This is a genomic window from Mesorhizobium sp. SP-1A (assembly GCF_032460275.1).
GTDB lineage: Bacteria > Pseudomonadota > Alphaproteobacteria > Rhizobiales > Rhizobiaceae > Mesorhizobium.
The window spans coordinates 512,110-535,564 of record NZ_JAVXZD010000001.1 but is presented as its reverse complement, the minus strand read 5'-3'; the positions used below and the strand labels follow the sequence as shown (position 1 = coordinate 535,564).

20 protein-coding genes and 1 tRNA gene are annotated in these 23,455 nt (G+C 65.7%); 12 read left to right on the top strand and 9 right to left on the bottom strand.

Features of this window, described 5'->3' with window-relative positions; all coding sequences use genetic code 11:
* Positions 1-165 precede the first annotated feature (165 nt).
* Genes QU595_RS02575 through QU595_RS02565 form a run of 3 tightly spaced genes read left to right on the top strand, consistent with a single transcriptional unit; the run spans position 166 to position 2,923 of the window.
* Positions 166-972, top strand: coding sequence for an FCD domain-containing protein (locus QU595_RS02575; protein ID WP_315918927.1), 807 nt, complete (start codon positions 166-168; stop codon positions 970-972).
* A gap of 32 nt (positions 973-1,004) precedes the next feature.
* The gene (locus QU595_RS02570; RefSeq protein WP_315918925.1) at positions 1,005-2,159 is read left to right on the top strand and encodes an alpha-hydroxy acid oxidase; all 1,155 of its coding nucleotides are present in this window, start codon (positions 1,005-1,007) and stop codon (positions 2,157-2,159) included.
* Positions 2,156-2,923, top strand: coding sequence for a metallophosphoesterase family protein (locus QU595_RS02565; protein WP_315918923.1), 768 nt, complete (start codon positions 2,156-2,158; stop codon positions 2,921-2,923). The genes QU595_RS02570 and QU595_RS02565 overlap by 4 nt, the downstream gene beginning before the upstream one ends.
* On the opposite strand, the gene QU595_RS02560 is transcribed toward QU595_RS02565, so the two are convergent.
* A complete protein-coding gene (locus QU595_RS02560) occupies positions 2,896-3,060 on the bottom strand; it encodes a hypothetical protein (protein ID WP_315920769.1) in 165 nt (54 codons plus the stop codon). The two genes, QU595_RS02565 and QU595_RS02560, sit on opposite strands and share 28 nt — an antisense overlap.
* Positions 3,061-3,300: 240 nt before the next feature.
* Complete coding sequence (locus QU595_RS02555) at positions 3,301-3,999, bottom strand: type 1 glutamine amidotransferase (RefSeq protein ID WP_315918922.1); 699 nt, start codon at positions 3,997-3,999, stop codon at positions 3,301-3,303.
* 105 nt (positions 4,000-4,104) lie between these two features.
* On the opposite strand from QU595_RS02555, the gene QU595_RS02550 reads away from it, so the two are divergent.
* From QU595_RS02550 to QU595_RS02530, 5 genes are all read left to right on the top strand, one after another.
* Positions 4,105-4,752, top strand: a complete 648-nt coding sequence (locus tag QU595_RS02550; RefSeq protein WP_315918921.1) for a hypothetical protein — start codon at positions 4,105-4,107, stop codon at positions 4,750-4,752.
* Between the two features lie 32 nt (positions 4,753-4,784).
* Entirely contained in the window at positions 4,785-5,519 is a 735-nt protein-coding gene (locus QU595_RS02545; protein ID WP_315918919.1) for a 16S rRNA (uracil(1498)-N(3))-methyltransferase, read from the top strand.
* Between the two features lie 121 nt (positions 5,520-5,640).
* The gene (locus QU595_RS02540) at positions 5,641-7,014 is read left to right on the top strand and encodes a glutamate--cysteine ligase (protein WP_315918917.1); all 1,374 of its coding nucleotides are present in this window, start codon (positions 5,641-5,643) and stop codon (positions 7,012-7,014) included.
* 151 nt (positions 7,015-7,165) lie between these two features.
* The gene (locus tag QU595_RS02535) at positions 7,166-7,972 is read left to right on the top strand and encodes a DUF937 domain-containing protein (RefSeq protein WP_315918916.1); all 807 of its coding nucleotides are present in this window, start codon (positions 7,166-7,168) and stop codon (positions 7,970-7,972) included.
* Positions 7,973-7,985: 13 nt separating this feature from the next.
* On the top strand, positions 7,986-8,558 hold the full coding sequence (locus tag QU595_RS02530; RefSeq protein ID WP_315918915.1) for a DUF3291 domain-containing protein: 573 nt from the start codon (positions 7,986-7,988) through the stop codon (positions 8,556-8,558).
* Between the two features lie 119 nt (positions 8,559-8,677).
* On the opposite strand, the gene QU595_RS02525 is transcribed toward QU595_RS02530, so the two are convergent.
* A complete protein-coding gene (locus QU595_RS02525; RefSeq protein ID WP_315918914.1) occupies positions 8,678-8,968 on the bottom strand; it encodes a DUF1127 domain-containing protein in 291 nt (96 codons plus the stop codon).
* 177 nt (positions 8,969-9,145) lie between these two features.
* On the opposite strand from QU595_RS02525, the gene QU595_RS02520 reads away from it, so the two are divergent.
* Together QU595_RS02520 and xseA are read left to right on the top strand one after the other, a co-directional pair.
* Positions 9,146-10,102, top strand: coding sequence for a LysR substrate-binding domain-containing protein (locus tag QU595_RS02520; RefSeq protein ID WP_315918913.1), 957 nt, complete (start codon positions 9,146-9,148; stop codon positions 10,100-10,102).
* Positions 10,103-10,169: 67 nt separating this feature from the next.
* A complete protein-coding gene (xseA, locus tag QU595_RS02515) occupies positions 10,170-11,822 on the top strand; it encodes an exodeoxyribonuclease VII large subunit (RefSeq protein WP_315918911.1) in 1,653 nt (550 codons plus the stop codon).
* 42 nt (positions 11,823-11,864) lie between these two features.
* Here xseA and QU595_RS02510 read toward each other — a convergent pair whose 3' ends face one another.
* The 3 genes from QU595_RS02510 to QU595_RS02500 form a co-directional block, all read right to left on the bottom strand.
* On the bottom strand, positions 11,865-12,131 hold the full coding sequence (locus QU595_RS02510) for a hypothetical protein (protein ID WP_315918909.1): 267 nt from the start codon (positions 12,129-12,131) through the stop codon (positions 11,865-11,867).
* Between the two features lie 211 nt (positions 12,132-12,342).
* A tRNA-His gene (locus QU595_RS02505) sits at positions 12,343-12,419 on the bottom strand.
* A gap of 383 nt (positions 12,420-12,802) precedes the next feature.
* Positions 12,803-13,261 carry a phasin gene (locus QU595_RS02500; protein WP_315918908.1) on the bottom strand — a complete coding sequence of 153 codons (459 nt, stop codon included), beginning with the start codon at positions 13,259-13,261 and terminating at the stop codon, positions 12,803-12,805.
* Positions 13,262-13,515: 254 nt separating this feature from the next.
* On the opposite strand from QU595_RS02500, the gene QU595_RS02495 reads away from it, so the two are divergent.
* Positions 13,516-17,058 carry a PAS domain S-box protein gene (locus QU595_RS02495; RefSeq protein WP_315918907.1) on the top strand — a complete coding sequence of 1,181 codons (3,543 nt, stop codon included), beginning with the start codon at positions 13,516-13,518 and terminating at the stop codon, positions 17,056-17,058.
* A 238-nt stretch (positions 17,059-17,296) separates the two neighbouring features.
* Here QU595_RS02495 and QU595_RS02490 read toward each other — a convergent pair whose 3' ends face one another.
* Positions 17,297-19,270 carry an acetoacetate--CoA ligase gene (locus tag QU595_RS02490; protein ID WP_315918906.1) on the bottom strand — a complete coding sequence of 658 codons (1,974 nt, stop codon included), beginning with the start codon at positions 19,268-19,270 and terminating at the stop codon, positions 17,297-17,299.
* Positions 19,271-19,446: 176 nt separating this feature from the next.
* Here QU595_RS02490 and QU595_RS02485 point away from each other — a divergent pair, with 176 nt between their 5' ends.
* Complete coding sequence (locus QU595_RS02485) at positions 19,447-21,468, top strand: AsmA family protein (RefSeq protein WP_315918904.1); 2,022 nt, start codon at positions 19,447-19,449, stop codon at positions 21,466-21,468.
* Between the two features lie 189 nt (positions 21,469-21,657).
* Here the strand turns inward: QU595_RS02485 and QU595_RS02480 are convergent, their stop codons facing one another.
* Together QU595_RS02480 and QU595_RS02475 are read right to left on the bottom strand one after the other, a co-directional pair.
* Entirely contained in the window at positions 21,658-22,476 is an 819-nt protein-coding gene (locus tag QU595_RS02480) for an ABC transporter permease (protein WP_315918903.1), read from the bottom strand.
* A 10-nt stretch (positions 22,477-22,486) separates the two neighbouring features.
* A complete protein-coding gene (locus QU595_RS02475) occupies positions 22,487-23,449 on the bottom strand; it encodes an ABC transporter permease subunit (RefSeq protein ID WP_315918901.1) in 963 nt (320 codons plus the stop codon).
* Positions 23,450-23,455 lie beyond the last annotated feature (6 nt).

Genomic DNA, 23,455 nt, shown 5'->3' with positions numbered 1-23,455 from the left:
GTGCGTTGCGGGCCGTGCGAGACGACACGCAGCGTGAATTTGGCATCGCCGCGCGAAGCCGATACGGCCGGCGCCCGGCCGCGGGCCGATAATTGGATAAATTATTTGACCAGTTGCGGCCTCGGCTCGTATCTTACAGCCGAGCCTTCTCGCCCGGACATTCCGTTGAACGACATCTTCTCCCGCATCGATCACTCGCGCACCGCCGACGAGGTGATCGTCCAGATCGAGAGCCTGATCCTCGAAGGCGTGCTGCGCGCCGGCGACCGCCTGCCCGGCGAGCGCGAGCTTGCCAGGCAGTTCGAGGTTTCGCGGCCGATCCTGCGCGACGCGCTGAAAGCGCTGGAGGCACGCGGCCTGCTGGTGACGCGCCACGGCGGCGGAACCCATGTCGCCGACGTGATCGGCCAGGTGTTCTCCAAGCCGGTGATGGAGCTGATCTCCACTCACAGCAAAGCGACCAGCGACTATCTGGAGTACCGGCGCGAGATCGAGGGGGTCGCGGCGGAATATGCAGCCCGGCGCGCCACCGCCGACGACCTCGCCCTGCTCGACCGCATCATGGAACGCATGGACGAGGCGCACCGTACCGGCGACTTCGACGACGAGGCCGAGATCGACGTCGAGTTTCATCACGCGGTCGGCGAATGCGCACACAACATCATTCTGCTGCACACGCTGCGGTCCTGCTACCGGCTGCTGTCGGAGGGTATTTTCCGGCACCGGCTGCTTGTCTTCGCGCTTCCGGGCGCTCGCGAGGACCTGCTCGCCCAGCACCATGCCATCCATGCTGCGGTCAAGGCCGGCGATCCCGTCGCGGCGCGCAAGGCGGCGATGGACCACATCACCTATGTCGAGCGCTCCATGGTGCAGGCCGAACGTACGGACGACTGGCAGCGCGTGTCGCGGCTCAGGCTCAGGCAGCGCGCCGGCGAGACGGAAATTTCACGCAAGACAGATCGAAACCAGTAGGCCGGAACGGCCGCAAGACCAGGAAACCAGGCATGGGAATGCTTCTTACCATCGACGACCTCAAAAAGCAGGCACGCCGCCGCGTGCCCAAGATGTTCTTCGACTATGCCGATTCCGGCGCCCTGACCGAAAGCACCTATCGCGCCAACGAGGAGGATTTCGGCAAGATCAAGCTGCGCCAGCGCGTTCTGGTGGACATGACCAACCGCTCGCTCGCCTCGACCATGATCGGCGAGCAGGTTTCGATGCCGGTGGCGCTGGCGCCGACCGGCTCGACGGGCATGCAGCACGCCGACGGCGAGATGCTCGCCGCGCAGGCGGCCGAGGAGTTCGGCGTGCCGTTCACGCTTTCCACCATGAGCATCTGCTCGATCGAAGACGTGGTGTCGGTGACGAAGAAGCCGTTCTGGTTCCAGCTCTACGTCATGCGCGACAAGGATTTCGTCCTCAGCCTGATCGAGCGCGCCAAGGCCGCCAGATGCTCCGCGCTGGTGCTGACGCTCGACCTGCAAATCCTCGCCCAGCGCCATAAGGACGTTCGCAACGGGCTTTCGGCGCCGCCGAAGCTGACGCTTCCGAACATACTCGACATGGCGATCCGCCCGCGCTGGTGCATGGGCATGCTTCGGACGCAGCGCCGCACCTTCCGCAACATCGTCGGCCATGCAAAGGGGGTCGGCGATCTCGCCTCGCTGTCTTCGTGGACGACCGAGCAGTTCGACCCGCGACTTTCCTGGGCCGATGTCGAATGGATCAAGGAGCGCTGGGGCGGCAAGCTGATCCTGAAGGGCATCCTCGACAAGGAGGACGCCGTGATGGCCGCCAACACGGGCGCAGACGCCATCATCGTCTCCAATCACGGCGGCCGGCAGCTGGACGGCGCCCCCTCCTCCATCTCCGTCCTGGAAGAGATCGTGGACGCCGTCGGCGACAGGATCGAGGTGCATATGGACGGCGGCATCCGCTCGGGCCAGGACGTGCTGAGGGCGCTTTGCCTCGGCGCCAAGGGCACCTATATCGGGCGCCCCTTCCTCTATGGTCTGGGCGCCGCCGGAAAGGAAGGCGTAACCACCACGCTGGAGATCATCCGCAAGGAACTGGAGACCACGCTCGCGCTGTGCGGCAAGCGCGACATCCGCGACGTCGGCAAGGACATGCTCTACCGACCGGAGGCCCGGCCGGCGTGAGCGCCGGGATCCATTTCCGCGAGGCGCGCGCCCCGCAGGGCGTGCGGCTCTACGCCATCGGCGACGTGCATGGCCGGCTCGACCTGCTGAAGGCCATGCACCGGGCGATCCGCGACGAGATCGAACGCGACCGCCCGTCCGACTGGCGCATCGTCCATCTCGGCGACTACATCGATCGCGGTCCCGATTCGAAGGGCGTCATCGACCATCTGATCGCGGCACGCGAGCGCGAGCCGCGCAATATCATGCTGATCGGCAACCACGAGGTCGGGTTGCAGAACTTCCTTGCGATGCCGGACGTGAACGGCCTGTTCGTCCGCAACGGCGGCGACGCGACGGCCCGCTCCTACGGCGTCGAACTGCCGCCGGATCCGGGAGACGTCGCGCGCAAAGCGCTGGCCGCGGCCGTTCCGCCCGAGCATGTCGATTTCCTGTCGTCGCTGGCCTACACCCATGAGGCCGGCGACTTCTTCTTCTGCCATGCCGGCATCCGGCCGGGCGTGCCGCTGGACAGGCAGGACCCGCACGACCTCGTCTGGATCCGCGACCCGTTCCTAAGCTGGCCCGGCCTGCACCCCAGGCTGATCGTGCACGGCCATACGCCCGTGCCTCGAGCCGAAGTGCTGCCCAACCGCGTCAACCTGGACAGCTACGCCTGGCGCTCGGGCACACTCACCGCGCTGGCCGTCGAAGGCCAGGCGAAGCGGCTGATCACGATAGGGGAAGGTGGCGCGGTTCAGCGCAGGGAGGCGGTGACGCCGTAGCCATCCACGGCGTTATGGTCGTTGGCCGCGTCGGCGGAATAGATGCCGGTGCCCCACAGCACGATGGCGGCCAGCATGGCAAGAGACAGAAGCGCTGCTTTCACGAAAGTCATCTCGGGTTTGGGTCTGCTCACCATGGACCGTCTCGGTTACCAATGCGTTGAAACGAACAAGTCGCGACAAAGTTTCCGCTTCGCTTCTGGTTTCAGCTCGTATCGACAGGATGTCGCCCGTGCGCCGGCCCGTTGCATTGCGGATGCGAAGCCGGCGCCTTCTAGGGCAGAGCGCGGACACACTCCAAGGATGAAAGCAGAGTCCACAGCATGAATCGCGTCACCGTGCCAAATCCGCCACGGTGACGCTGCGGCAGCATGGTCTCAGATGACTGCGACCCAGGCTCGGGCGATGGCGAGGCCAGCCGCATCGGCCTGCGGCCCGTGGCTTTTCTCCTCGTCCGGCAAGCGAGCCGCCCAGTCGGGACGGCGTTGCGCGATCAGTTGCGCGAAGGTGCTACTCCACTGGCGCACCATCGGCCGATGGGCCTCGAAATGGAACTGGAAGCCGTAGACCGCGCGGCCGACACGGAAGGCCTGGTTCTCGGCCACCTTGCTGGAAGCCAGGCGAACGGCATCCGGCGGCAGCGTGAAGGTGTCGTCGTGCCATTCGAAGATCGGAAAAACCTCAGGCAACGAACCGAGCACCGCGTCCGCTTTGGCCCCTTCCGTCAGGCAGACCTGATGCCAGCCGAATTCGGTGGCGCCGCCCACTTGGTTGCGCCCGCCGAAGGCACGCGCGATCAACTGCCCGCCGAGGCAGATGCCGAGCACCGCCTTGTCGGCGGCCTCGAAATCGCGCGTCAGGGACAGAAGCGCCGGGAAATAGGGGTATTCGTCGTCGGCGAGCGCGTTCTGGCCGCCGCCCAGGATGACGAGCGCATCGTAAGCGGCAGGATCCGAGGGCAGTTCGTCGCCCCGGTACGGCCGGCGCAGGTCCAGTTCCGCGCCGGCCTCGTCCAGCGCGGTCCCGACCTGCCCGAGGCCGGTATCGCCATAGTTTTCGATTACCAGTACGCGCATGATCATCCTGTCAGGAAACGGACCCGACATGCGGTATCAGAGGCCACGGTTTCCGCCAAGACCGGCGGCCGACAGAGAGTAGCCGACAGGGAAGGAACGAACGCCATGCCGCTGCAAAACCGCGTCGATCCGTTCGGGACCATCCATGCCGTGCCTGAACGCGGCATGTTCACCGGCAATCGCGGCATCATCCACGATCCGGACACGAAGACGCTGCTCAGGAAGCGCTGGGCGCTGCAGGCCTGGATCATCTGCGAATGCGCATTCGGCGGGCGGCGACGTGAGCCCATGGGGCGCAACCGGCCCGGCGGCAAGGCCGGCTGGACCGAATTGTTCTTCCTGGACGAGGTGACGGCGCTGGCCGCCGGGCACCGGCCCTGCTTCTTCTGCCGGCGCGAGCGGGCGAAGGACTTCGTCGGGCGCTTCGGTGCGGCCTTCGGCATCGCGCAGCCGCGCGCGCCCATGCTGGACCGCAGGTTGCACAGGGAGCGGCCGGCCTCTGTCGGCCACGCTCCGGAAATCCAGCCGGACGATCTTGCCGCCCTGCCCGACGGCGCCATGGTCGCTACGGAATCGGAAGTTCATGCCCTGCTGGGAGGCAAGGCGCTGCGCTGGTCCTTCGCCGGCTATGGCGCGCCGAGAGATTTCAGCGCGCTTGCCGGGCCCACCCTCCGGCTTCTGACGCCCGCCACGACAGTGGCGGTGCTGAAGCACGGCTACCGGCCGGCATGGCATCGATCCGCCAAGGCTTGACTGCGCGGGCCGGGCTGCCGCATTGGACGGGAATGCGCGCAAACTACAGAATGCAACGGCTGTTCGTGCCCGACGCCCTCGATGCCGGCGCCGGGATCGAGGCCAGCCCGCAGCAGAGCCATTACCTGATGCATGTGCTGCGGCTCCGTGAAGGCGCGCAGGTGCTGCTGTTCAACGGGCGGGACGGCGAATGGTCGGCAACCGTCTCGGAAAAGACGAAAAAGGCCGTCCGGCTTGTCGTCCAGGACCTCCAGCGGCCGCAGCCGCCGCTGTCCGACCTCGTCTATTGCTTCGCCCCGCTGAAGCAGGGGCGGCTGGACTATCTGGTGCAGAAGGCCGTGGAAATGGGCGCGGGCGTGCTGCAGCCGGTCATCACCCAGCACACGCAGGTCGCCAAGCCGGGCATCGAACGCCTGCGCGCCAATGTGATCGAGGCGGCCGAGCAATGCGGCATATTGGCTGTCCCGGAAGTTCGCGAAAGCGAGAAGCTCGACCGGTTGCTGGCCGGATGGGACAAGGAACGGCGGCTGGTATTCTGCGACGAGGACGCCGCCACCAACAATCCGCTGCCGGCGCTGCAAGCCGTCAAGGAGACGAAACTCGCCCTGCTGGTCGGGCCGGAAGGCGGCTTTTCGGAAGACGAGCGCCGCATGCTGCGGGCATTGCCGTTCGTGAGCGTCATTCCGCTCGGACCGCGCATCCTGCGGGCCGATACGGCAGCCGTGGCGGCGCTCGCGGTGATGCAGGCGACGATCGGCGATTGGTGACAACGGTCACACTGCGCCCTGATAAAGCGCCATTGAGCCCTGGGTCAGGATTTTTCGCTTGATCGGCCGATCCCATATGTCCAAGTAGCGGCGGCTCTCCGCTCGTCCGCAAGAGGTTCATATGGCGCGCGACACTACCGATTCCCGCCCGGTCGAAGGCACCGACCAGCTCGTCGCCTGGCTGGCGAAAGGCAACAAGCCGCGCGACAGGTGGCGGATCGGCACTGAACACGAGAAATTCCCGTTCTATGTCGACGGCAACGCGCCCGTCCCCTATGGGAGCGATCGCGGCATCCGCGCCATACTGGAAGGAATGCAGCAGAAGCTCGGCTGGGATCCGATCATGGACGACGGCCGCATCATCGGCCTGGTCGAGCCGACCGGCCAGGGCGCGATTTCGCTGGAACCGGGCGGCCAGTTCGAGCTTTCCGGCGCGCCGCTGGAAACGATCCACCAGACATGCCGCGAAGGCAACGCGCATCTGGCGCAGGTGCGCGAGATCGCCGAACCGCTCGGCATCCGCTTCCTCGGCCTCGGCGGCAGCCCGAAATGGACGCTCGCCGAAACGCCGGTGATGCCGAAATCACGCTACGAGATCATGACGCGCTACATGCCCAAGGTCGGCACCAAGGGCCTCGACATGATGTACCGCACCTGCACCATCCAGGTGAATCTCGACTTCGAGAGCGAAGCCGACATGCGCCGCAAGATGCAGGTGGGCCTGAAGCTGCAGCCGCTGTCCACCGCGCTGTTCGCCAATTCGCCCTTCACGGATGCACGGCCGAACGGCTTCCAGAGCTGGCGCGGCGACATCTGGCGCGACACCGACAACCAGCGTTCCGGGTTGCTCGAATTCTGCTTCTCGCCGGAATTCGGCTTCGCGGACTACGTCGAATGGGCGCTGGACGTGCCGATGTATTTCGTCATCCGCGACGGGCGCTACCACGACATGACGCACTACACCTTCCGGCAGTTCATGCAAGGCGCGGCGCGCAACGAGATACCCGACGGCATGCCGACGGTCGGCGACTGGGCGAACCATCTTTCCACCCTGTTCCCCGACGTGCGGCTGAAGCGCTTCCTGGAAATGCGCGGCGCCGACGGCGGTCCCTGGCGGCGCATCTGCGCCCTGCCCGCCTTCTGGGTCGGCCTGCTCTATGACGAGACCGCACTGGACGCCGTCGAGGCGCTGACGGCGAACTGGACCTACGAGGAAGTCCGCGCCATGCGCGACGCGGTGCCGGAACAAGGGATTTCCGCGCCGTTCCGCAACATCACGCTGCGCGAGATGGCGCGCGAAGTGCTTGCGATCTCGCGCGACGGGCTGAAGCGCCGCGCCCGGCTCAACCGCGAGGGCTACGACGAAACCTCGTTCCTCAACACGCTGGACGAGGTGGTCTCGCGCGGCACGACCAGCGCCGAGGAGATGCTTTCCGCCTACCATACGCGCTGGGGCGGCTCCATCGAGCCGGTTTTCCTCGAATACGCCTATTGAGGCGGCGCGAAGGCGCGGCTCGAATGCGGCGCCTATCGGCAGCCGAAGCGTTGGATGTGCCTGTGCCCGCGCATCTGCGGGCGCAAAACCGTTTCACACTTCTGCCGGAAATGCTCTAGGCTCTCTCGATAAGTCATCGAGGAGGAGAAAGATGCTTTCCTTGTTCGACATGCTGGCCCAGGCCCAGAACGGCCAGGGCATCGAGGCCCTGGCCCGGCAGTTCAACCTTTCGCAGCAGCAGGCACAGGCGGCGGTGGACGCGCTGCTGCCGGCCTTTTCGCAGGGTCTGAAGCAGAATGCGGCCGACCCCTACGGGCTCGGCGCCTTCATGAATGCGATGGCCAGCGGCAGCCACGCCAAATATTTCGAGGACGCCGGCAAGGCGTTCACGCCGCAGGGCGTCCAGCAGGGCAACGACGTGCTCGGCCAGATCTTCGGCTCCAAGGACCTGTCGCGGGCCGTGGCGGCACAGGCGGCGCAGGCCACCGGGCTTGGCCAGCAGCTTCTGCAGCAGATGCTGCCGGTGATCGCCTCCATGATCATGGGCGGCCTGTTCAAGCAGTCGACCGGGCAGGTTCCCGGCAGCCGGGCGCAGCCGGGCGGCTTCGGCGACAACCCGCTCGGGCAAATCCTCGAGCAGATGATGAAGCAGGCCGGCGGGATGGCCGGCGCCCCGCAACAGCAGCCGCAGACGCCTCAGAACCCGTCCCCCCAGAACCCGTTCGGCGACAATCCTTGGGGCAAGATACTGGAGCAGATGCTGGGCGGCGGCCAGGAGGACACGCCGCCTCCTTCCGGACGGCAGCCGGAGCCCAATCCGAGCGGCCGGCCGAAGACCCCCTATGACGATATTTTCGGCAAGATGTTCGAGACCGGCCGCCAGCAGCGAGACGACTACCAGAAAGGCGTGGAATCGATCTTCGACCAGTTCCGCCAAGGCATGGACCGGAGCCGGTAGACGAGGAGGGTCATTGCCACGTCCAATCATGAAACTGTTGGCAATCTATAATTTCGGCATGTTCCGTCGTCCCACCGACGATCCTGTAAATGAAGGCTTCCATCGCCGAAACGATCTGAATTTCCTGATCGCCGAGCGAAGCGACGGCTTCGTCGCCCGCTCCGGCTACGATGGCGAGCCTGGACCGGAGAGTTGGGGGAAACAGGTTTACCCGCGTTTCTATGACGATCGCGGCGACGGCTGGGCACCATCAACTCTTTCCCTTTGGCAAGATTTACCGTCGCTGATGGCATTCACGTATGCGGGCATTCATCGCGAAGCTATGCGGCATGCACCCGACTGGTTCGTCGAGCGCTCATGGCCCGGCTATGTTCTGTTCTGGGTGGAAGCTGCACAGCGGCCAATTTGGGCGGATGGTGTTGTCGCCCGTCTGGAAATGCTTCACGAAAAAGAGAGTGGTCCGGAAGCTTTTGACTTTAAGTTTCCGTACGATGCCGGTGGCAATCGAACGACAGTCAACAATGAAGAGGTCAGATGCAAGATGGATCTCAATATGGCTGTAAGATCCCGACTAGACCTCGAGTAACGGCTAGAAAAAGCCCGGTCCGTGAGGGACCGGGCAGGAATGCAGGCGACCGGTGGGAGACCGGCGGGGTGGGGAGCCTGCAATGGCTGGGACGCGCCGGAAGCGCGACCTGGAAAACGTCAGGCTACCTTGCGCGCCGCGGCCTCGATCATTTTCGCCCGCTCGCTGACCAATGCACACAGCTTCACGGTCGGATCGGCAGCGAACGGCAAGGCGCTTGCCGCGCGCATGTCGGCGCGGGTGAGGCCCATATCGGCCAGTTCCGCATCGCTCATTTCGGTGAGCCGATAAAAGGCGTGGCGATTGCGCCAGGTTCGATAAAGGCCGGAGGCTACGGCGAACACGCGCACCGCAGCCGCCGGACGCGTCGTGATGCGCGAGGCCTGGGAAGCGAAATCATACGTGCTCATCGTCCATCTCCTTCTCATCCGGAAGCGCACGAAAGTGGCTGCCTGCCGCCGGAACGCGGAGGCCAAAACCCCTTCGACATGCCTTCATGTGGACGATGTCTATCTGGCATTGACCGATTGATTAATCCAACGAATGTTTTTAATCTTTATCATCAGAAGCGATGATGGATCACGGCGATGAAGGCTCCTCTCGACCTCGACCAGCTGCAGACTTTCGTCTCGATCGCCGACACCGGCTCGTTCACGCGGGCGGCGGACGAGGTGCACCGCACGCAATCGGCCGTTTCGATGCAGATGCGCCGGCTGGAAGAGCGCATCGGCAAGGCGCTGTTCGAGAAGGACGGCCGCATGAACAAGCTGACCGAGGAGGGCGAACGGCTGCTTTCCTATGCGCGGCGCCTGCTCTTTCTCAACCGCGAGACGCTGGCCGCCTTCGACGACAGCCGTCTGGAGGGCACGATCCGCATCGGCACGCCGGACGACTATGCCGACCGCTTTCTGCCCGAGATCATGGCGCGTTTCGCCCGCTCCAACCCGCGCGTGGAACTGACCGTCGTCTGCGAGCCGACGCCGGGCCTCGTGGAGCATATCAAGCGGGGCAATCTCGACATCGCCTTGGTGACGCACAACGACGCGCGCGGCCAGTCGGAAGTGGTGCGGCGCGAGCCGCTGCTTTGGGTATCCTCGCAGAACCATGCCACGCATGAGGAACCGGTGCTGCCGATGGCCTTCGGCCGGCCGAACTGCATCTGGCGGCGCGCCGCCTGCGACGTGCTGGACCGGCAGAACCGCGACTATCGCGTGCTGTTCTCGTCCTTTTCGGCCACCGTCATCGCGGCGGCGGTGCTTTCGGGGCTGGCCATCTCCGTGCTGCCCGAATGCGCGCTCAGGCCCGGCATGCGGGTGCTTGGCGACGCCGACGGGTTCGGCGCCCTGCCGGACTGCCGCATCGGCATCATGCGCGGCCAGACCAGCCAGCCGGATATCGTCGACGCGCTCGCGCGCCACATCTGCGAAAGCCTGGACAACATCACCGTGCCGGCCGTGGAAGAGGCGGGAAGCTTCGATTTCGCGGCCCTGCCCTTCACCAAGATGAAGCGCACCAGGCCCAACCAGATCATGCCCGGCTGGTGACTGCCGCTGCCCGCATTTATCGCCGGCACGACTTGACCCCGGTGCCCGAAAGCGCCCCTATCCGACGATGAGCGACGCGGCTTTCGAATCACGCACCAACGCCACCGAATATACGGTGAGCGAGATTTCCGGCGCACTGAAGCGCACGGTCGAGGACACGTTCGGCCATGTGCGGGTGCGCGGCGAGATTTCCGGCTATCGCGGGCCGCATTCCTCCGGCCATGCCTATTTCGCGCTGAAGGACGACCGGGCGCGGCTGGAGGCCGTGGTCTGGAAAGGCACGATGAGCCGGCTGCGCTTCCGCCCCGAGGAAGGCATGGAGGTGATCGCCACCGGCAAGCTCACCACCTATCCGGGCTCCTCCAAATACCAGATCGTCATCGACAATCTGGAACCCGCCGGGGCCGGCGCGCTGATGGCGCTGCTGGAGGAACGCAAGCGCAGGCTGGCGGCGGAAGGCATCTTCGATCCTCAGCGCAAGCGGCCACTGCCCTACATGCCGCGCGTCATCGGCGTGGTGACCTCGCCGACCGGCGCGGTGATCCGCGACATATTGCACCGCATATCCGACCGCTTCCCCTTGCATATCATGGTCTGGCCGGTGCGGGTGCAGGGCGAGACGGCGGGCGCGGAAGTGACGGCAGCCGTCAACGGCTTCAACGCGCTCGCGGCGGACGGCGCGATCCGGCGGCCGGACCTGCTGATCGTGGCGCGCGGAGGCGGCAGCCTGGAGGATCTGTGGGGCTTCAACGACGAAGCGCTGGCACGGGCGGTTGCCGCTTCCGCCATCCCGGTCATCTCGGCGGTTGGCCACGAAACCGACTGGACCCTGATCGATCTCGCCGCCGACGTGCGCGCGCCGACGCCGACCGGCGCGGCCGAGATCGCCGTGCCGGTCAAGGCCGAACTGGAGGCGACGCTCGCCAGCCTTTCGGCGCGCCTCAGGGCCTGCATGTCGCGCGGGCTCGACCGCCGGCGCCAGGCTGCCCGCGCCGCCGCGCGCGCCATTCCCTCGCCCGATCAATTGCTGGCCGTGCCGCGCCGCCGCTTCGACGAGGCCACGGGCCGTCTCGGCCGGGCACTTTCCAACGGGGTTGAGCGCAAGCGGGCGCGGCTTTCCAGCACGAAACTTTCGCCGGCCACGCTGTCGAGGCGGATCGAGGAATGGCGCAAGCTGACCGACCGGGACCTCCTGCGGGCGCAGGCGGCGTTGCGCGCGATCGCGACCGCAAGGCGCGCGGAATTCCGGCGCGCTGCGGACCAATTGCCGAAATGCGCCCGCGCCGCCCTGGAAAGCAAACGCCAGCGGCTCGCGACGGTGCAGGCGCGCATCGGCATCCGGCCGTTGCTGCAGGCGGGCCGCGCGGCACGGGACAGACTGGGATCAGCAAGCCGCAGGCACGAACAGGCCATGACGCTCGGCCTCGACAGGCTGCGCCTGCGGCTGACGCAGGCCGACCGGCTGCTTTCGACGCTCAAGCTGTCGGAGCAGGCGATCCTCGATCGCGGCTATGCGTTGGTGCTCGACGCGTCGGGGGTCCTGGTACGGCGGTCGGCTGACGTGAAATCCGGCATGGCGCTGGAGCTGCGCTTCGCCGACGGCTCGGCGAATGCCATCGCCACCGGCGAATCCGCCGCCGGACGTCCGCCCGCCAAGGCAGGCGCGAAAGCCAGGCCTGCCAGCCCGGCAAAACCCGGCGATCAGGGCTCTCTTTTCTGAAAGCTCAAAGGCCCGCAGGCCCAAGGTCTCGGGGCAGCAGCCTCAGGACCTGTGAAGCGGCACGACCGAAGCGGTCGACTTTTCCTGCTCCGCCTCGGCGGCATCCTCGAGCTTGGCGGCGATCAGATCCTGAATGTCGCCAACCTCGTCCTGAAGATCCTCCAGCGGAATGCCGGCCTCTGCGGCCTCTGCGGCGCATTCCTTGGCGAGCGTCTCTGCCTGCTTCTCGATCCTGCTGGGATGAGAAGGTGCCCGGCAGCACTTCTCGTCGATCCATTCCTGGAGAAACTCGATCGCGTGTGCATTCATTGCATGTAACCCGTTGCCGTGCCCGTTTCCGTGTACGCTCGTGCCACCAATTTCAACGCGCAAACCGACAGGTCGTTGCCTGTCCCATTTCAATCCGAGTCGGCGCGTTCCGGCAAGTCGGCCGGCGTTCGATACAAGTTGCGCTGAGAAAGCAGATGCGTTCGCCTGTCACGCCGCCAGATCCAGTTTGCCCGCCCAATTTTCCGGGAGGTGGTACCGTTGCTCGGGATCGAACCGAGGACCTCCGGATCCACAATCCGGCGCTCTAACCATCTGAGCTACAACGGCACAAGTGCCAAGGCATGGTCGAAACGAAAGGCTCACCTTCTGTTCAGCCGCGCTCCTTCATTCGGCGAAGCGTCCTTACGGGCAATCGAAACTTAATTCAAGGCTTTTGGGACAGTAAAGTCCGTTCCGGTCCCTTTGTCCCCGTTCCGATGCTTCATGTGGGGAACGGGAGAAAAAAAGAAAAGGCCGGCGGGAGGAGGTGCCGGCCTTTTCCAGTTCCGAGCCGGTGGGAGGAGGTACCGGCTGGTCGCCCCGGAAACGGAGGGAGGAGGTTCCGTCTGCGGGTATCTCTTGATGGCGCTGATCTACCGTACATGTCCGGAAAAGGGAATGCGACCACTTGCCTCGCCTTCCGGACCGGGTCCGCGAGGACCCGGGGAAGATCAGGCGACCTTGAGGTCCTGGAAGGCCTTCTCGACCACGCTCTTGAGCGGGCGCGAGACTTCCTCGGCGCCCTTGGTGGCGACGGATTGGAAGTCCTTGACCTGCTCGACGCCCATCTCGACGCGCTTGCGCAGGAAGGAGGTCTGCAGCTCGATGACCTCGGACAGCGACTTGGCGGAGACGAGCGCCTCGAGATGCGAGAAATTGGCCTCGGCATTGGCGCGCAGGGCCGAGATGGTCTTCAGCGACAGCTCGCTGGAAACCGACTTGGCATTCTTGTAGCTGGTCTCGAAAGCTTTCTGAGCCTCTTCCGCGCCGGTCTTCAGCTTGGCATAGGCTTCCTTCGACTGCTCCACGCCCTTCTCGGCGAAGGCACGGAACTGGTCGGTCGTCTTGGAAGCATCGAAGCTCGGGAATTCGACATTTCCAATTACTTCAGCAGTCTTGGACTTGGTCATTTTCCATCCTTTCACGGTGGCACGGCCCCGGCGCTAAGCCGCGCCGTTCATGAATGAGTGCCATATAGCGCGTTTTCTTGTGCATTGCAATATTTTTGTTGCAATGCAGCAAAACCTGACCCGGCATGGCCCGCCCCGCATTAACCAAGCGGCCAAAAACCGCTGGCCGGCAGCCGAGGCTTGTGGATTTTGAAGCGGTTGGGTTTTATTAACAAAGCATTAATGTGCCATCTCCGCGAGAGTCGCCCGAGCGCATGCCGTCAGCCACCTACTCGTTCCTCGACGTCGCCGTGCTCGATGAGGTCCGCTCGCGATTTGCCGCCAGCGACGCGCTGCTGATCCTGTCCGCCGATCTCGAACAGGTGATCTGGACCAACGGACCCGGTGCCGCCCTGCTGGGCCATGCGGACATCGATTCCGCCATCGGCTCTTCGGCAGCGCTGCCCCCGGTGGCAAGGCGGCAGGTGATGGCGACCAGCGGCTATCCCGACATTGGCCGTGATCGCGCGCTGATGCTGCGGATCGCGACCGGCATGACCAGCCAGGCGGTGCGTTGCCTCGCCAGCGCGATCACGATGCCGGACGGCGAAAAAGCCGTGCTGCTGGCCGTGCCGGCCGCGAACGCCGAATCCCATGGCGCAGCCGACATCGCCGCGCGTGCGATCGGCGGCTTCACGCAGGACGGCCAGTTCCTCGCCTTCATCGATGCGCAAGGCAATGTCGAGGCTGCCTCGGACGGTTTCGAGGCGCTCGGCATCGCCAGGCAGACATTGGCGGCGCTGGCCGCCGAGCGTGGCGGCGGCGGCGAGCGGATCGTCAGGCGGCGCGTGCAGGCGGGGTCCCGCTCCCTGCCGGCGGGGCTGGCAAGGCTGGTGGACGAACCGGCAAAGCATCTTCTGGTCGTGATCGACGAGGAAGAGGCCGAAATGCCGGCAGCCGCCGGCGTCGGCGAACAGCCCGGCGTGGCCGCACGGCAGGCACCCGGGACCGAAGAAACAGCCCCCGATGCCGAACCTTCCGGCGCAGAGACCACGGCGGCGCCTGTCGCGGAAGGTCACCAGCACGACCATTGGTACTTCAATGGCGAGCGTGGCGCGGCGCAGTCCGGAAAAACAGCCGAGGACGGCGCGCCGTCTCCCCGACCTTCCGCGGAGCGGAGCCTCGCGGAGACGGGCGAGCGTGCCGCGCCGCCCGTCCGCTTCGTGTGGAGAACCGACGCTGACGGGGCCTTCAGCGCGATTTCGCCGGAATTCGCGGCCACGGTCGGGGAGCCCGCAGCCGACATAGTGGGCCGGCGCTTCCGCGACGTCGCGACCGCCTTCGACCTCGACCCTTCCGGGGAAATCGCGGGCCTTCTGCAGCGGCGCGACACCTGGTCCGGCCGCACGGTGCTGTGGCCGGTCGCCGGCACCGGTTTGCGGGTTCCGGTCGATCTGGCCGCACTCCCGATCTATGACCGCAACCGCGTGTTCGAAGGTTTCCGGGGCTTCGGCGTGGCGCGCATGGCGGATGCGGTTCCTGATCCGGAGGGCATCGCGCTGGCGCTGACGCCCAACGCGCCGCCCAGCGAAGCGGACGACGTGGCAGGGACGTCCGCCTCGCAGGACGAAAGTGAAAAGGAAGAACCGCCGGCCGGGCCGACTGCCGCTCCGCCGGGCTCCGACCCATTTCGGGGCGAAGTGCCGGCGCTGGCCATCGTGTCCAAACCGGATCGCCGTTTCACCGACAAGGTCATCCGGCTGGCGGAACATCGGCAGGCTGCCCCCGACCGTGCCCTGTCGGTGGTGGAGCGCAGCGCGTTCCGTGAAATCGGCGAACGGCTGAAGAAGGACAGCACGCATTCCGGCCAGGGCCCCGACGCGCCTGACGCCGGCAATAGTCCGGCCGAGGCGAAAGCGCCGCCCGCCCCCCCCGCATCCGAGCAGCCGCAGCCGAAAGAGCCGCCGCACACGAAAAGGCCTGCCCGCTCGCTGCTCGATCTGGTGGAGCGTCACACCGGCCTTCTCGCCAAGGAAGGGGCGCAGGAAGACGCCGACAGCATCGCGGCGGCTGATCTGGCCGACGCTCGCGATGACGAAACCCTGCCGGCCGCGAAAGAACAGCAGCCGGCCGCCCCGCGCGCCGCCGACACCACTGTCTCCAGCGGCACAGACCAACCCGCGACAGCGGCCGAGCCCTCCCCGCAAGAGGCGCCGAAGCAGCAGCCCGCCGTGGCAAGGCAGTTCGAAGCGGGACCGGGGCACGACGACGGCTTCCTGCCGGCGGCCTTTGCGACGGCGGCTCGTCCGGAGCCCGAAACCTCGATCCTGGCCAAGCTGCCGGTGCCGTTGCTGATCCATTCCGGCGACGTGCTGCACTATGCCAACGAGGAATTCCTGGCGCTGACCGGCTATGCCGACCTGGACGACCTGGACGAGGCCGGCGGGCTCGGCGCACTCTTCGCCGATCCCTATCCGCACGAAGATGGCACGGGCGACGGTTCCGATAGGGCGCTGAGGATCCATACCAGGGACGGACGCGAATTCCCGGCCGATGCGATCCTGCGCTCCGTGCCGTGGAAGGGGCGCAAGGCCCTGATGCTGGTGGTGCGCCGCCATGGCGACGAGGTGTTGCAGCACGCTGCCCAGGCGGCCGGGCAAGCAACCAGCCTCGGGCAGGCCCAGCCCGATATTTCCGGGCTGAAGGCACGGGTCGCCGAGATGCGCACCATCATCGACACGGCCACCGACGGCGTGGTGCTGATCGACCGCGACGGCACGATCCGCTCCATCAGCCGACCGGCGGAAGCGCTGTTCGGCTTCGATTCCGACGACGTCGCCGGAAAGCCGTTCGCCTCGCTCTTCGCCATCGAGAGCCAGCGCGCCGCGCGCGATTACCTGAACGGGCTTTCCGACCATGGCGTCGCCAGCGTGCTGAACGACGGGCGCGAGGTGATCGGGCGCGAGGCGCAGGGGCGCTTCATTCCATTGTTCATGACCATCGGCCGCCTGCCCAACGACAGCGGCTTCTGCGCCGTGATGCGCGACATCACACAATGGAAGCGGGCGGAGGAAGACCTGACGCAGGCCCGCGCGGTGGCGGAGCGCGCCTCCTCCCAGAAGACGGACTTCCTGGCCCGCATCAGCCACGAGATCCGCACGCCGCTCAACGCCATCATCGGCTTTTCCGAACTGATGGTGGACGAGAAGTTCGGCCCGATCGCCAACGACCGCTACCGCGATTATCTGCGCGACATCAACCGTTCGGGCAACCATGTGCTCGATCTGGTCAACGACCTGCTCGACATCTCCAAGATCGAGGCCGGCCAGCAGGAGATGGACTACGAGGCCGTCTCGCTCAACGATACGCTGGCCGAGACGGTCGCCATGATGCAGCCGCAGGCCAATCGCGAGCGCGTGATCATCCGCTCCAGCTTCGCCTCGAAGCTTCCGGAAGTGGTGGCGGACCTGCGCTCCGTCCGGCAGGTCGCGCTCAACATCCTGTCCAACGCCATCCGCTACACCCAGGCCGGCGGGCAGGTGATCGTCTCCACCGCCTACGAGGCGTCGGGCGACGTGGTGATGCGGGTGCGCGACACCGGCGTCGGCATGACCCAGGCCGAGATCGAGCAGGCGCTGAAGCCGTTCAAGCAGATCAACGCGCTGAAACGCGGCCGCGGCGACGGCACGGGGCTCGGCCTGCCCTTGACCAAGGCCATGGTGGAGGCCAACCGCGCCCGCTTCACCATCACCTCCACGCCCGGCGAAGGCACCCTGGTGGAAATCGCCTTCCCGTCCACGCGCGTGCTGGCCGAGTGATTCAAAGAAAAGGCGCCCAAGAGGACGCCTGAAGAAATAGGGATTTCGTCACAACGGGGCTTGAAGCAAGGCTGTTCCCGCAAACGGGAACGGGATTTCTCCCTCAAGTTACCCGCAACTATCCGGGGCGGCCCTTAACAAATCCTTACCTGCCGCCGGGAAACTTTACCGAAGTGTACCACTCCTGAAATCTAGGTAAATTCAGGCGATACCGTTCCTTAACCATGCCGCGGCGCCGTCATTGCGCCAGTTGCGGCAGGTCGCGGAACAGGTCGAGCGCTTCGGGATTGGCGAGCGCCTCCTTGTTCTTGACGGGCCTGCCGTGAACGACGTCGCGCACGGCCAGTTCGGTGATCTTGCCGGACTTGGTGCGCGGAATGTCGGTGACGGCGACGATGCGGGCAGGAACGTGGCGCGGACTGGCGCCGGTGCGGATTTTCGTGCGGATGCGCTTTTCAAGCTCGTCGTCCAGCTTGACGCCGGCCGCCAGCCGCACGAACAGCACCACGCGCACGTCGCCCTCGAACTCCTGGCCGATGCAGATCGCCTCGGCGATCTCCGGCATCTGCTCGACCTGATTGTAGATCTCGGCCGTGCCGATGCGCACCCCGCCCGGGTTCAGCGTGGCGTCGGAGCGGCCATGGATGACGATGCCGCCATGTTCGGTCCATTCGGCGAAATCGCCATGGCACCAGACATTGTCGAAGCGCTCGAAATAGGCCGCCCGGTATTTCTGGCCGTCCGGATCGTTCCAGAAACCGACGGGCATGGAGGGAAACGCCTTCGTGCAGACCAGTTCGCCCTTGCCGGCCGGCATGTGCCGGCCTTCGTCGTCCCATACGTCTACCGCCATGCCGAGACCGGCCCCCTGGATTTCGCCGAGCCACACCGGTTCGGTCGGCACGCCGAGGACAAAGCAGGACACGATGTCGGTGCCGCCCGAAATGGAGGCCAGGTGCACGTCTTTCTTGATGCTTTGATAGACGAAACGGAAATCCTCCGGCGACAGGGGCGAACCGGTGGACGAGATGGTGCGCACGCTGGACAGGTCGTGCGTGGCGATGGGCTTCAGTTCCGCCTTGCGCACGGAATCGATGAATTTCGCCGAAGTGCCGAAATAGGTCATCTTCTCGGCATCGGCGAAGTCGAACAGCGCGTTGCCGTTCGGATGGAAGGGCGATCCGTCGTAGAGCAGCAGCGTGGCGCCGGAGGCAAGGCCCGTCACCAGCCAGTTCCACATCATCCAGCCGCAGGTGGTGAAGTAGAAGAAGCGGTCGCCCTCGACCAGCCCGGCATGCAGCCGGTGCTCCTTCAGGTGCTGCAGCAGCGTGCCGCCGGCGGAGTGCACGATGCATTTGGGAATGCCGGTGGTGCCGGAGGAAAACAGGATATAGAGCGGATGGGAGAACGGCAGCCGCTCGAAACGGAGAGCCCTGGAGGCGAAGCCTTCGAGCGCGTCGTGGAACGAGGCGGCCTTGTCGATGGTGTCGGCCACATCCGCCGCCGTGCCGAAATAATCGACGATCAGCACCTTCTTCACGCTCGGCAGCTTGGCGACCACGGCCGCGACCTTGTCGGCCACCTCGATGGCCTTGCCGTTGTACCAGTAGCCGTCGGGGGCGATGAAGACGACCGGCTCGATCTGGCCAAAACGATCCAGCACGCCCTGCTCGCCGAAATCCGGGGAGCAGGAGGAGAACACCGCGCCGATGGACGCGGCGGCCAGCATGGCGACGACTGTCTCCGGCATGTTGGGCATCATGGCGGCGACGCGGTCGCCCTGCTTGACGCCGATCTCGACAAAAAGCTGCTGGAGTCGCGAGACCCTCTGTTGAAGCTCGTTCCAGGAAAGCCGGCGCTCGACCTTGTCCTCGCCGCGGAAGACGATGGCTTCCTCGGCGCCCGTTCTATGCAAGAGATTCTCGGCGAAGTTCAGCCTGGCATCGGGAAAGAACGCCGCGCCCGGCATCCTGTCGCCGTCGGCCAGGATGCGTTCGGTCCCGCCGCTGGCGCCCTTGTCGCCGATCACGCCGCAGAAATCCCACACCAGGTCCCAGAACGCCTCGCGCTCTTCCACCGACCAGCGGTGAAGTTCGGCGTAGGAGGCGAAGGTCGCGCCGGCCCTTCGCTCCGCCGCCTCGGTGAACGCGGTCAACGGGGATGCGGCGACCCGCTCGGCACTTGGGCTCCACAGTGGTTGTTGATCGGCCATGGCTCTCCTCCGGCTTCGCACCGCTTATGCCTATGGCATCCGGAGCGCGCAAGGCGGCGGCCCGAATACGTCACCCATGTGCGCAAATGCCTTCACCTAGCCACAAAGACTTGAAATGCGCGTGCCAGACACTACACCTTTGCGCGCTTGGACAGAACGCGAGCACATGAGGCGAGATGCCATCACCTTTGATCTGGCGGGCTATCTGGGCAGCTGTTGCAGTCGTTTTTCTGGCGGCTCTGACCGTTGCCGCCCTGCCCTACGTGGCGTCCACGCGGATCGTGCGGGACCGGATCGCCTGGGAAATGAGCGCCTGGAGCGGCTTCCGGGTCGCGATCCAGGGAACGCCCCAGATCCAGGTCTGGCCGAAATTCAGCGCCGTGCTAACCGACGTGACGCTGTCCAAATGGACGGAAGCGCAGGAGCCTCCGGTCATCGAAGCCGAGCGCGTGGAGATCGATCTGTCCGCGCTGGCGGCGCTGCGCGGCGACGTGGTGTTCTCGACGGTCCGGCTGATCCGGCCGACCATACGCACTGAACCGACTGCCGGAGGCCTGCTGCTGCCGGCCATTCCCACCGGAGGCCGCATCGCGCGCGCCGTCGACGCCGCGCGGGCCGTGGTCCAGGCCAATCCCGCCAATCCCGATACCGGCAAACTCCCTTCGGACGAGTTCGGCAGCGTCGAGTTCCGCGACGGCCGGGTCGTCACGCGCGTGAAGGATGCCGACGCGGAGGTCATCACCAGCCTGACGGGCCAGGCATCCTGGTCCGCGCTCAACGATGCCGCCAGCCTCCAGGCCAGCGGCATCTGGCGCGGCGAGAGCGTGGCGGTGGACCTGTCGTCGGCCAAGCCGCTGCTGCTGCTGGCGGGCGGCACAGCGCCGGTGACCGCCTCGCTCAAGGCGGCCCCGGCCAATTTCTCCTTCACCGGCAATGCGGGCCTGGCCCAAAACGCCTTCGTCGACGGCCAGATGAAATTCTCGGCGCCGTCGCTGCGTCGGGTGCTGGAATGGACGGGCGCCGGCATCGCGCCGGGAACGGCCGTCGGCGCGGTTTCGGTTTCCAGCAAGTTCAGCGCCGGTTCGGGCCGCATGAAGCTCGATAATTCCGAGATCGCGCTGGACAAGAATTCCGGCATGGGCGTCCTGGACATATCCTTCGCCGAAGCGCTGCCGGTGGTTTCGGGAACGTTGGCCTTCGATACGCTGGACCTGCGCGCCTTCCTCTCGGCCTTCACGCCACTGGCTTCCGTCAAGCAGGTGCCGGACGACATCGACAACGGCTTCGCCGACCGCCTCAATCTGGACCTACGGCTTTCGGCGGCCCATGCCACCGCCGGCGCCATCCAGCTCGCCGACGTGGCGGCGACCGTGCAGATCAAGAACGGCCTGTCCGTCTTCGATATTTCCGACGCCACCGCGTTCGGCGGCAACATCCAGACCGGCCTGCGCTTCGACCGCCGGCCGGAAGGCACGCAGGTGGAGATGAAGCTGCTTGCCTCTGACATCAACGGAGCGGCCTTCGCCGATGCGGCGGGCATGAAACGGCTGGTGCCGACGGGCACCGGCACCGTTTCGCTCATCCTGAAAGGCCCCGGCAAGGCCTGGGACACGATATTGGAGAACGCCGACGGTTCGTTCACGGCCAATTTCGGCTCAGGCAACCTCAACGGCTTCAACCTGACGGATTTCCTCAAGCACAACGAGCAAGGCGGATTCTTTCCGCTGGACGAGGTCACCGACGGCAATCTGCCGATCGACGGCGCCGAGTTGAAGGCGACCATCTCGCGCGGCGTCGCCCGCCTCGACAAGGCCGAGGTGCGCGCCGGCAAGACCAAGCTCTGGCTGGCGGGTATCGTGCCCTATGCCGGCCGCGGCCTGGCGCTGAGCGGCGACGTGGTTCAGTCAAGTCCGCAGCCTGCCCCTGCAGCGCCGGCCGCAAGCGGCCAGCAACCCGCCCCGGCGGCCACACCCGCCAACGGCCAGCCGCCCGCCCCGGAGCCGCAACAGCCAGGCCAGGCTCCCAATGCCCCCGCGCCCGGCCAGAACGGCCAGCAGCCGGCGCCGCAGGCAGCGGCTCCGGCCCCGGCACCAGCCCCGTCCCCGGCCCCGGCCCAAAAGGAAACCTCCTTCTTCGTCGGGGGGACCTGGAGCACGCCCTTCATCTCGCCGATCAACCGCAGGCCCTACGCGGAATAGGTCGGTTCGCCGTTCACGGAAACGCCGGAACCATCCATCTTTTGCATGCGGGTTCCGGACGGAAAACCGCTTCACGTTTCCCTGAACTGCTTGGGCAGCGCTGATGTCGGGGCAGGCAGGACCCCCTGCCGCCTTCGCCGGCCAAAATTGTCTTGCCTCAGGCCCTCTGCGTCTCAGGCCCTCTGCGTCTCAGGCCCTCTGCGCAGCGTGCTCGTCGCGCTGGCGCTGCACCTCGCGCCGCTTGTTGACGACCGACGCCGCGATCACGCCCATGGCGACGACCGCGATGAGGATGGTGCAGGCGGCGTTGATCTCGGGCGTCACGCCCAGCCGCACCTGGCTGTAGATCTTCATGGGCAGGGTGGTGGCGCCCGGCCCGGAGGTGAAGGAGGCGATGACGAGATCGTCCAGCGACAGGGTGAAGGCCAGCATCCAGCCTGAGATCACGGCCGGCAGGATCACCGGCAGGGTGATCTGGAAGAAGGTCCTGACCGGAGGCGCGCCGAGGTCCATGGCGGCCTCCTCGAGCGAGCGGTCGAAGGTGAGCAGGCGCGACTGCACCACGACGGCCACGAAGCACATGGTCAAGGTGATGTGCGCCAGCGTGACCGTGAGGAAGCCGCGATCGAGGCCGACGGCGACGAACAGCAAAAGCAGCGACAGGCCCATGATGACCTCGGGCATGACCAGCGGCGCGAAGACCATGCCCGTGAACAGGACCCGCCCACGGAAGCGCGTGTAGCGCGTCAGCGTCAGGGCCGCGAGCGTGCCGAGCACAGTGGCGACCGAGGCCGAGATCAGTCCGACGCGGATGGTCACCCACGCCGCGTTCATCAGTCCCTGGTTATGGAACAGCGACACGTACCATTTGGTCGAGAAGCCGGCCCAGACCGTGACGAGCTTGGACTCGTTGAACGAAAAGATGACCAGAAGCACGATCGGCAGGTAGAGAAAGGCAAAGCCCAGCACGATCGAGGTGATGTTAAAGCGGCTCCAGGTCGAGTTCATCGCGGGGCCCTCACTTGTCGCCTTCCTGGGCGCGCGCCTGCGTATGCTGGAAGATCATGATCGGGATCACCAGCACCAGCAGCAGGATGATGGCCACGGCGGACGCCACCGGCCAGTCGCGGTTGTTGAAGAACTCGTTCCACAGCGTGCGCCCGATCATGAGCGTCTGCGAACCGCCGAGCAGGTCGGGGATGACGAATTCGCCGACGGCGGGGATGAACACCAGCAAGCAGCCGGCGACGACGCCCGGCAGGGAAAGCGGAAAGGTGATCTTCCAGAACGCCGAAATCGGCGGGCAGCCGAGATCGTTGGCCGCCTCGATCAGCGAATTGTCCATCTTCTCCAGCGTCGAATAGAGCGGCAGCACCATGAACGGCAGGTAGGAATAGACGATGCCGATGAAGATCGCCGTATAGGTGTTGAGGATGACCAGCGGCTCGTGGATGACGCCGATGCTCAAAAGCAGCTGGTTGAGCAGGCCTTCGGGCTTCAGGATGCCGATCCAGGCGTAGACGCGGATCAGGAAGGAGGTCCAGAAGGGCAGGATCACCAGCATCAGCAGCGTGGGGCGCAGCGAGGCGGGCGCGCGCGCCATGCCGTAGGCGACCGGATAGCCGACCAGCAGGGTCAGCACGGTCGAAATCGCCGCAATTGTCACGCTGGAGACGTAGGCGTTGAAGTAGAGCGCGTCCTGCGTGAGCCAGACGTAATTGTCGAAGCTCAATTGCTTCAGCGGAGCGAGGAAGCCCGCGATCCCATCCTTGAAGTCGAGCGCCGGCGTGTAGGGCGGCATCGCGATCGCCGACTGCGACAGCGAGATCTTGAAGACGATGACGAAGGGGATGAGGAAGAAGAACAGAAGCCACAGATAGGGAACGATGACGACCAGCCGGCTGACGAAACCGGAAGCGGCTCGCATGGCAAGCGACTGGTCGGCAGAACCGGTCGTGGCGGAAAGGGCTGCATCGGCCATCGGTTC

Bases quoted from the DNA above. Each gene is read 5' to 3' on its own strand.
- QU595_RS02570 (WP_315918925.1), top strand. From the start codon at position 1,005: ATGGGAATGCTTCTTACCATCGACGACCTCAAAAAGCAGGCACGCCGC.
- QU595_RS02560 (WP_315920769.1), bottom strand. From the start codon at position 3,060: ATGGTGAGCAGACCCAAACCCGAGATGACTTTCGTGAAAGCAGCGCTT.
- QU595_RS02555 (WP_315918922.1), bottom strand. From the start codon at position 3,999: ATGCGCGTACTGGTAATCGAAAACTATGGCGATACCGGCCTCGGGCAG.
- QU595_RS02550 (WP_315918921.1), top strand. From the start codon at position 4,105: ATGCCGCTGCAAAACCGCGTCGATCCGTTCGGGACCATCCATGCCGTG.
- QU595_RS02545 (WP_315918919.1), top strand. From the start codon at position 4,785: ATGCGCGCAAACTACAGAATGCAACGGCTGTTCGTGCCCGACGCCCTC.
- QU595_RS02540 (WP_315918917.1), top strand. From the start codon at position 5,641: ATGGCGCGCGACACTACCGATTCCCGCCCGGTCGAAGGCACCGACCAG.
- QU595_RS02535 (WP_315918916.1), top strand. From the start codon at position 7,166: ATGCTTTCCTTGTTCGACATGCTGGCCCAGGCCCAGAACGGCCAGGGC.
- QU595_RS02525 (WP_315918914.1), bottom strand. From the start codon at position 8,968: ATGAGCACGTATGATTTCGCTTCCCAGGCCTCGCGCATCACGACGCGT.
- QU595_RS02520 (WP_315918913.1), top strand. From the start codon at position 9,146: ATGAAGGCTCCTCTCGACCTCGACCAGCTGCAGACTTTCGTCTCGATC.
- xseA (WP_315918911.1), top strand. From the start codon at position 10,170: ATGAGCGACGCGGCTTTCGAATCACGCACCAACGCCACCGAATATACG.
- QU595_RS02510 (WP_315918909.1), bottom strand. From the start codon at position 12,131: ATGAATGCACACGCGATCGAGTTTCTCCAGGAATGGATCGACGAGAAG.
- QU595_RS02500 (WP_315918908.1), bottom strand. From the start codon at position 13,261: ATGACCAAGTCCAAGACTGCTGAAGTAATTGGAAATGTCGAATTCCCG.
- QU595_RS02495 (WP_315918907.1), top strand. From the start codon at position 13,516: ATGCCGTCAGCCACCTACTCGTTCCTCGACGTCGCCGTGCTCGATGAG.
- QU595_RS02490 (WP_315918906.1), bottom strand. From the start codon at position 19,270: ATGGCCGATCAACAACCACTGTGGAGCCCAAGTGCCGAGCGGGTCGCC.
- QU595_RS02485 (WP_315918904.1), top strand. From the start codon at position 19,447: ATGCCATCACCTTTGATCTGGCGGGCTATCTGGGCAGCTGTTGCAGTC.
- QU595_RS02480 (WP_315918903.1), bottom strand. From the start codon at position 22,476: ATGAACTCGACCTGGAGCCGCTTTAACATCACCTCGATCGTGCTGGGC.
- QU595_RS02475 (WP_315918901.1), bottom strand. From the start codon at position 23,449: ATGGCCGATGCAGCCCTTTCCGCCACGACCGGTTCTGCCGACCAGTCG.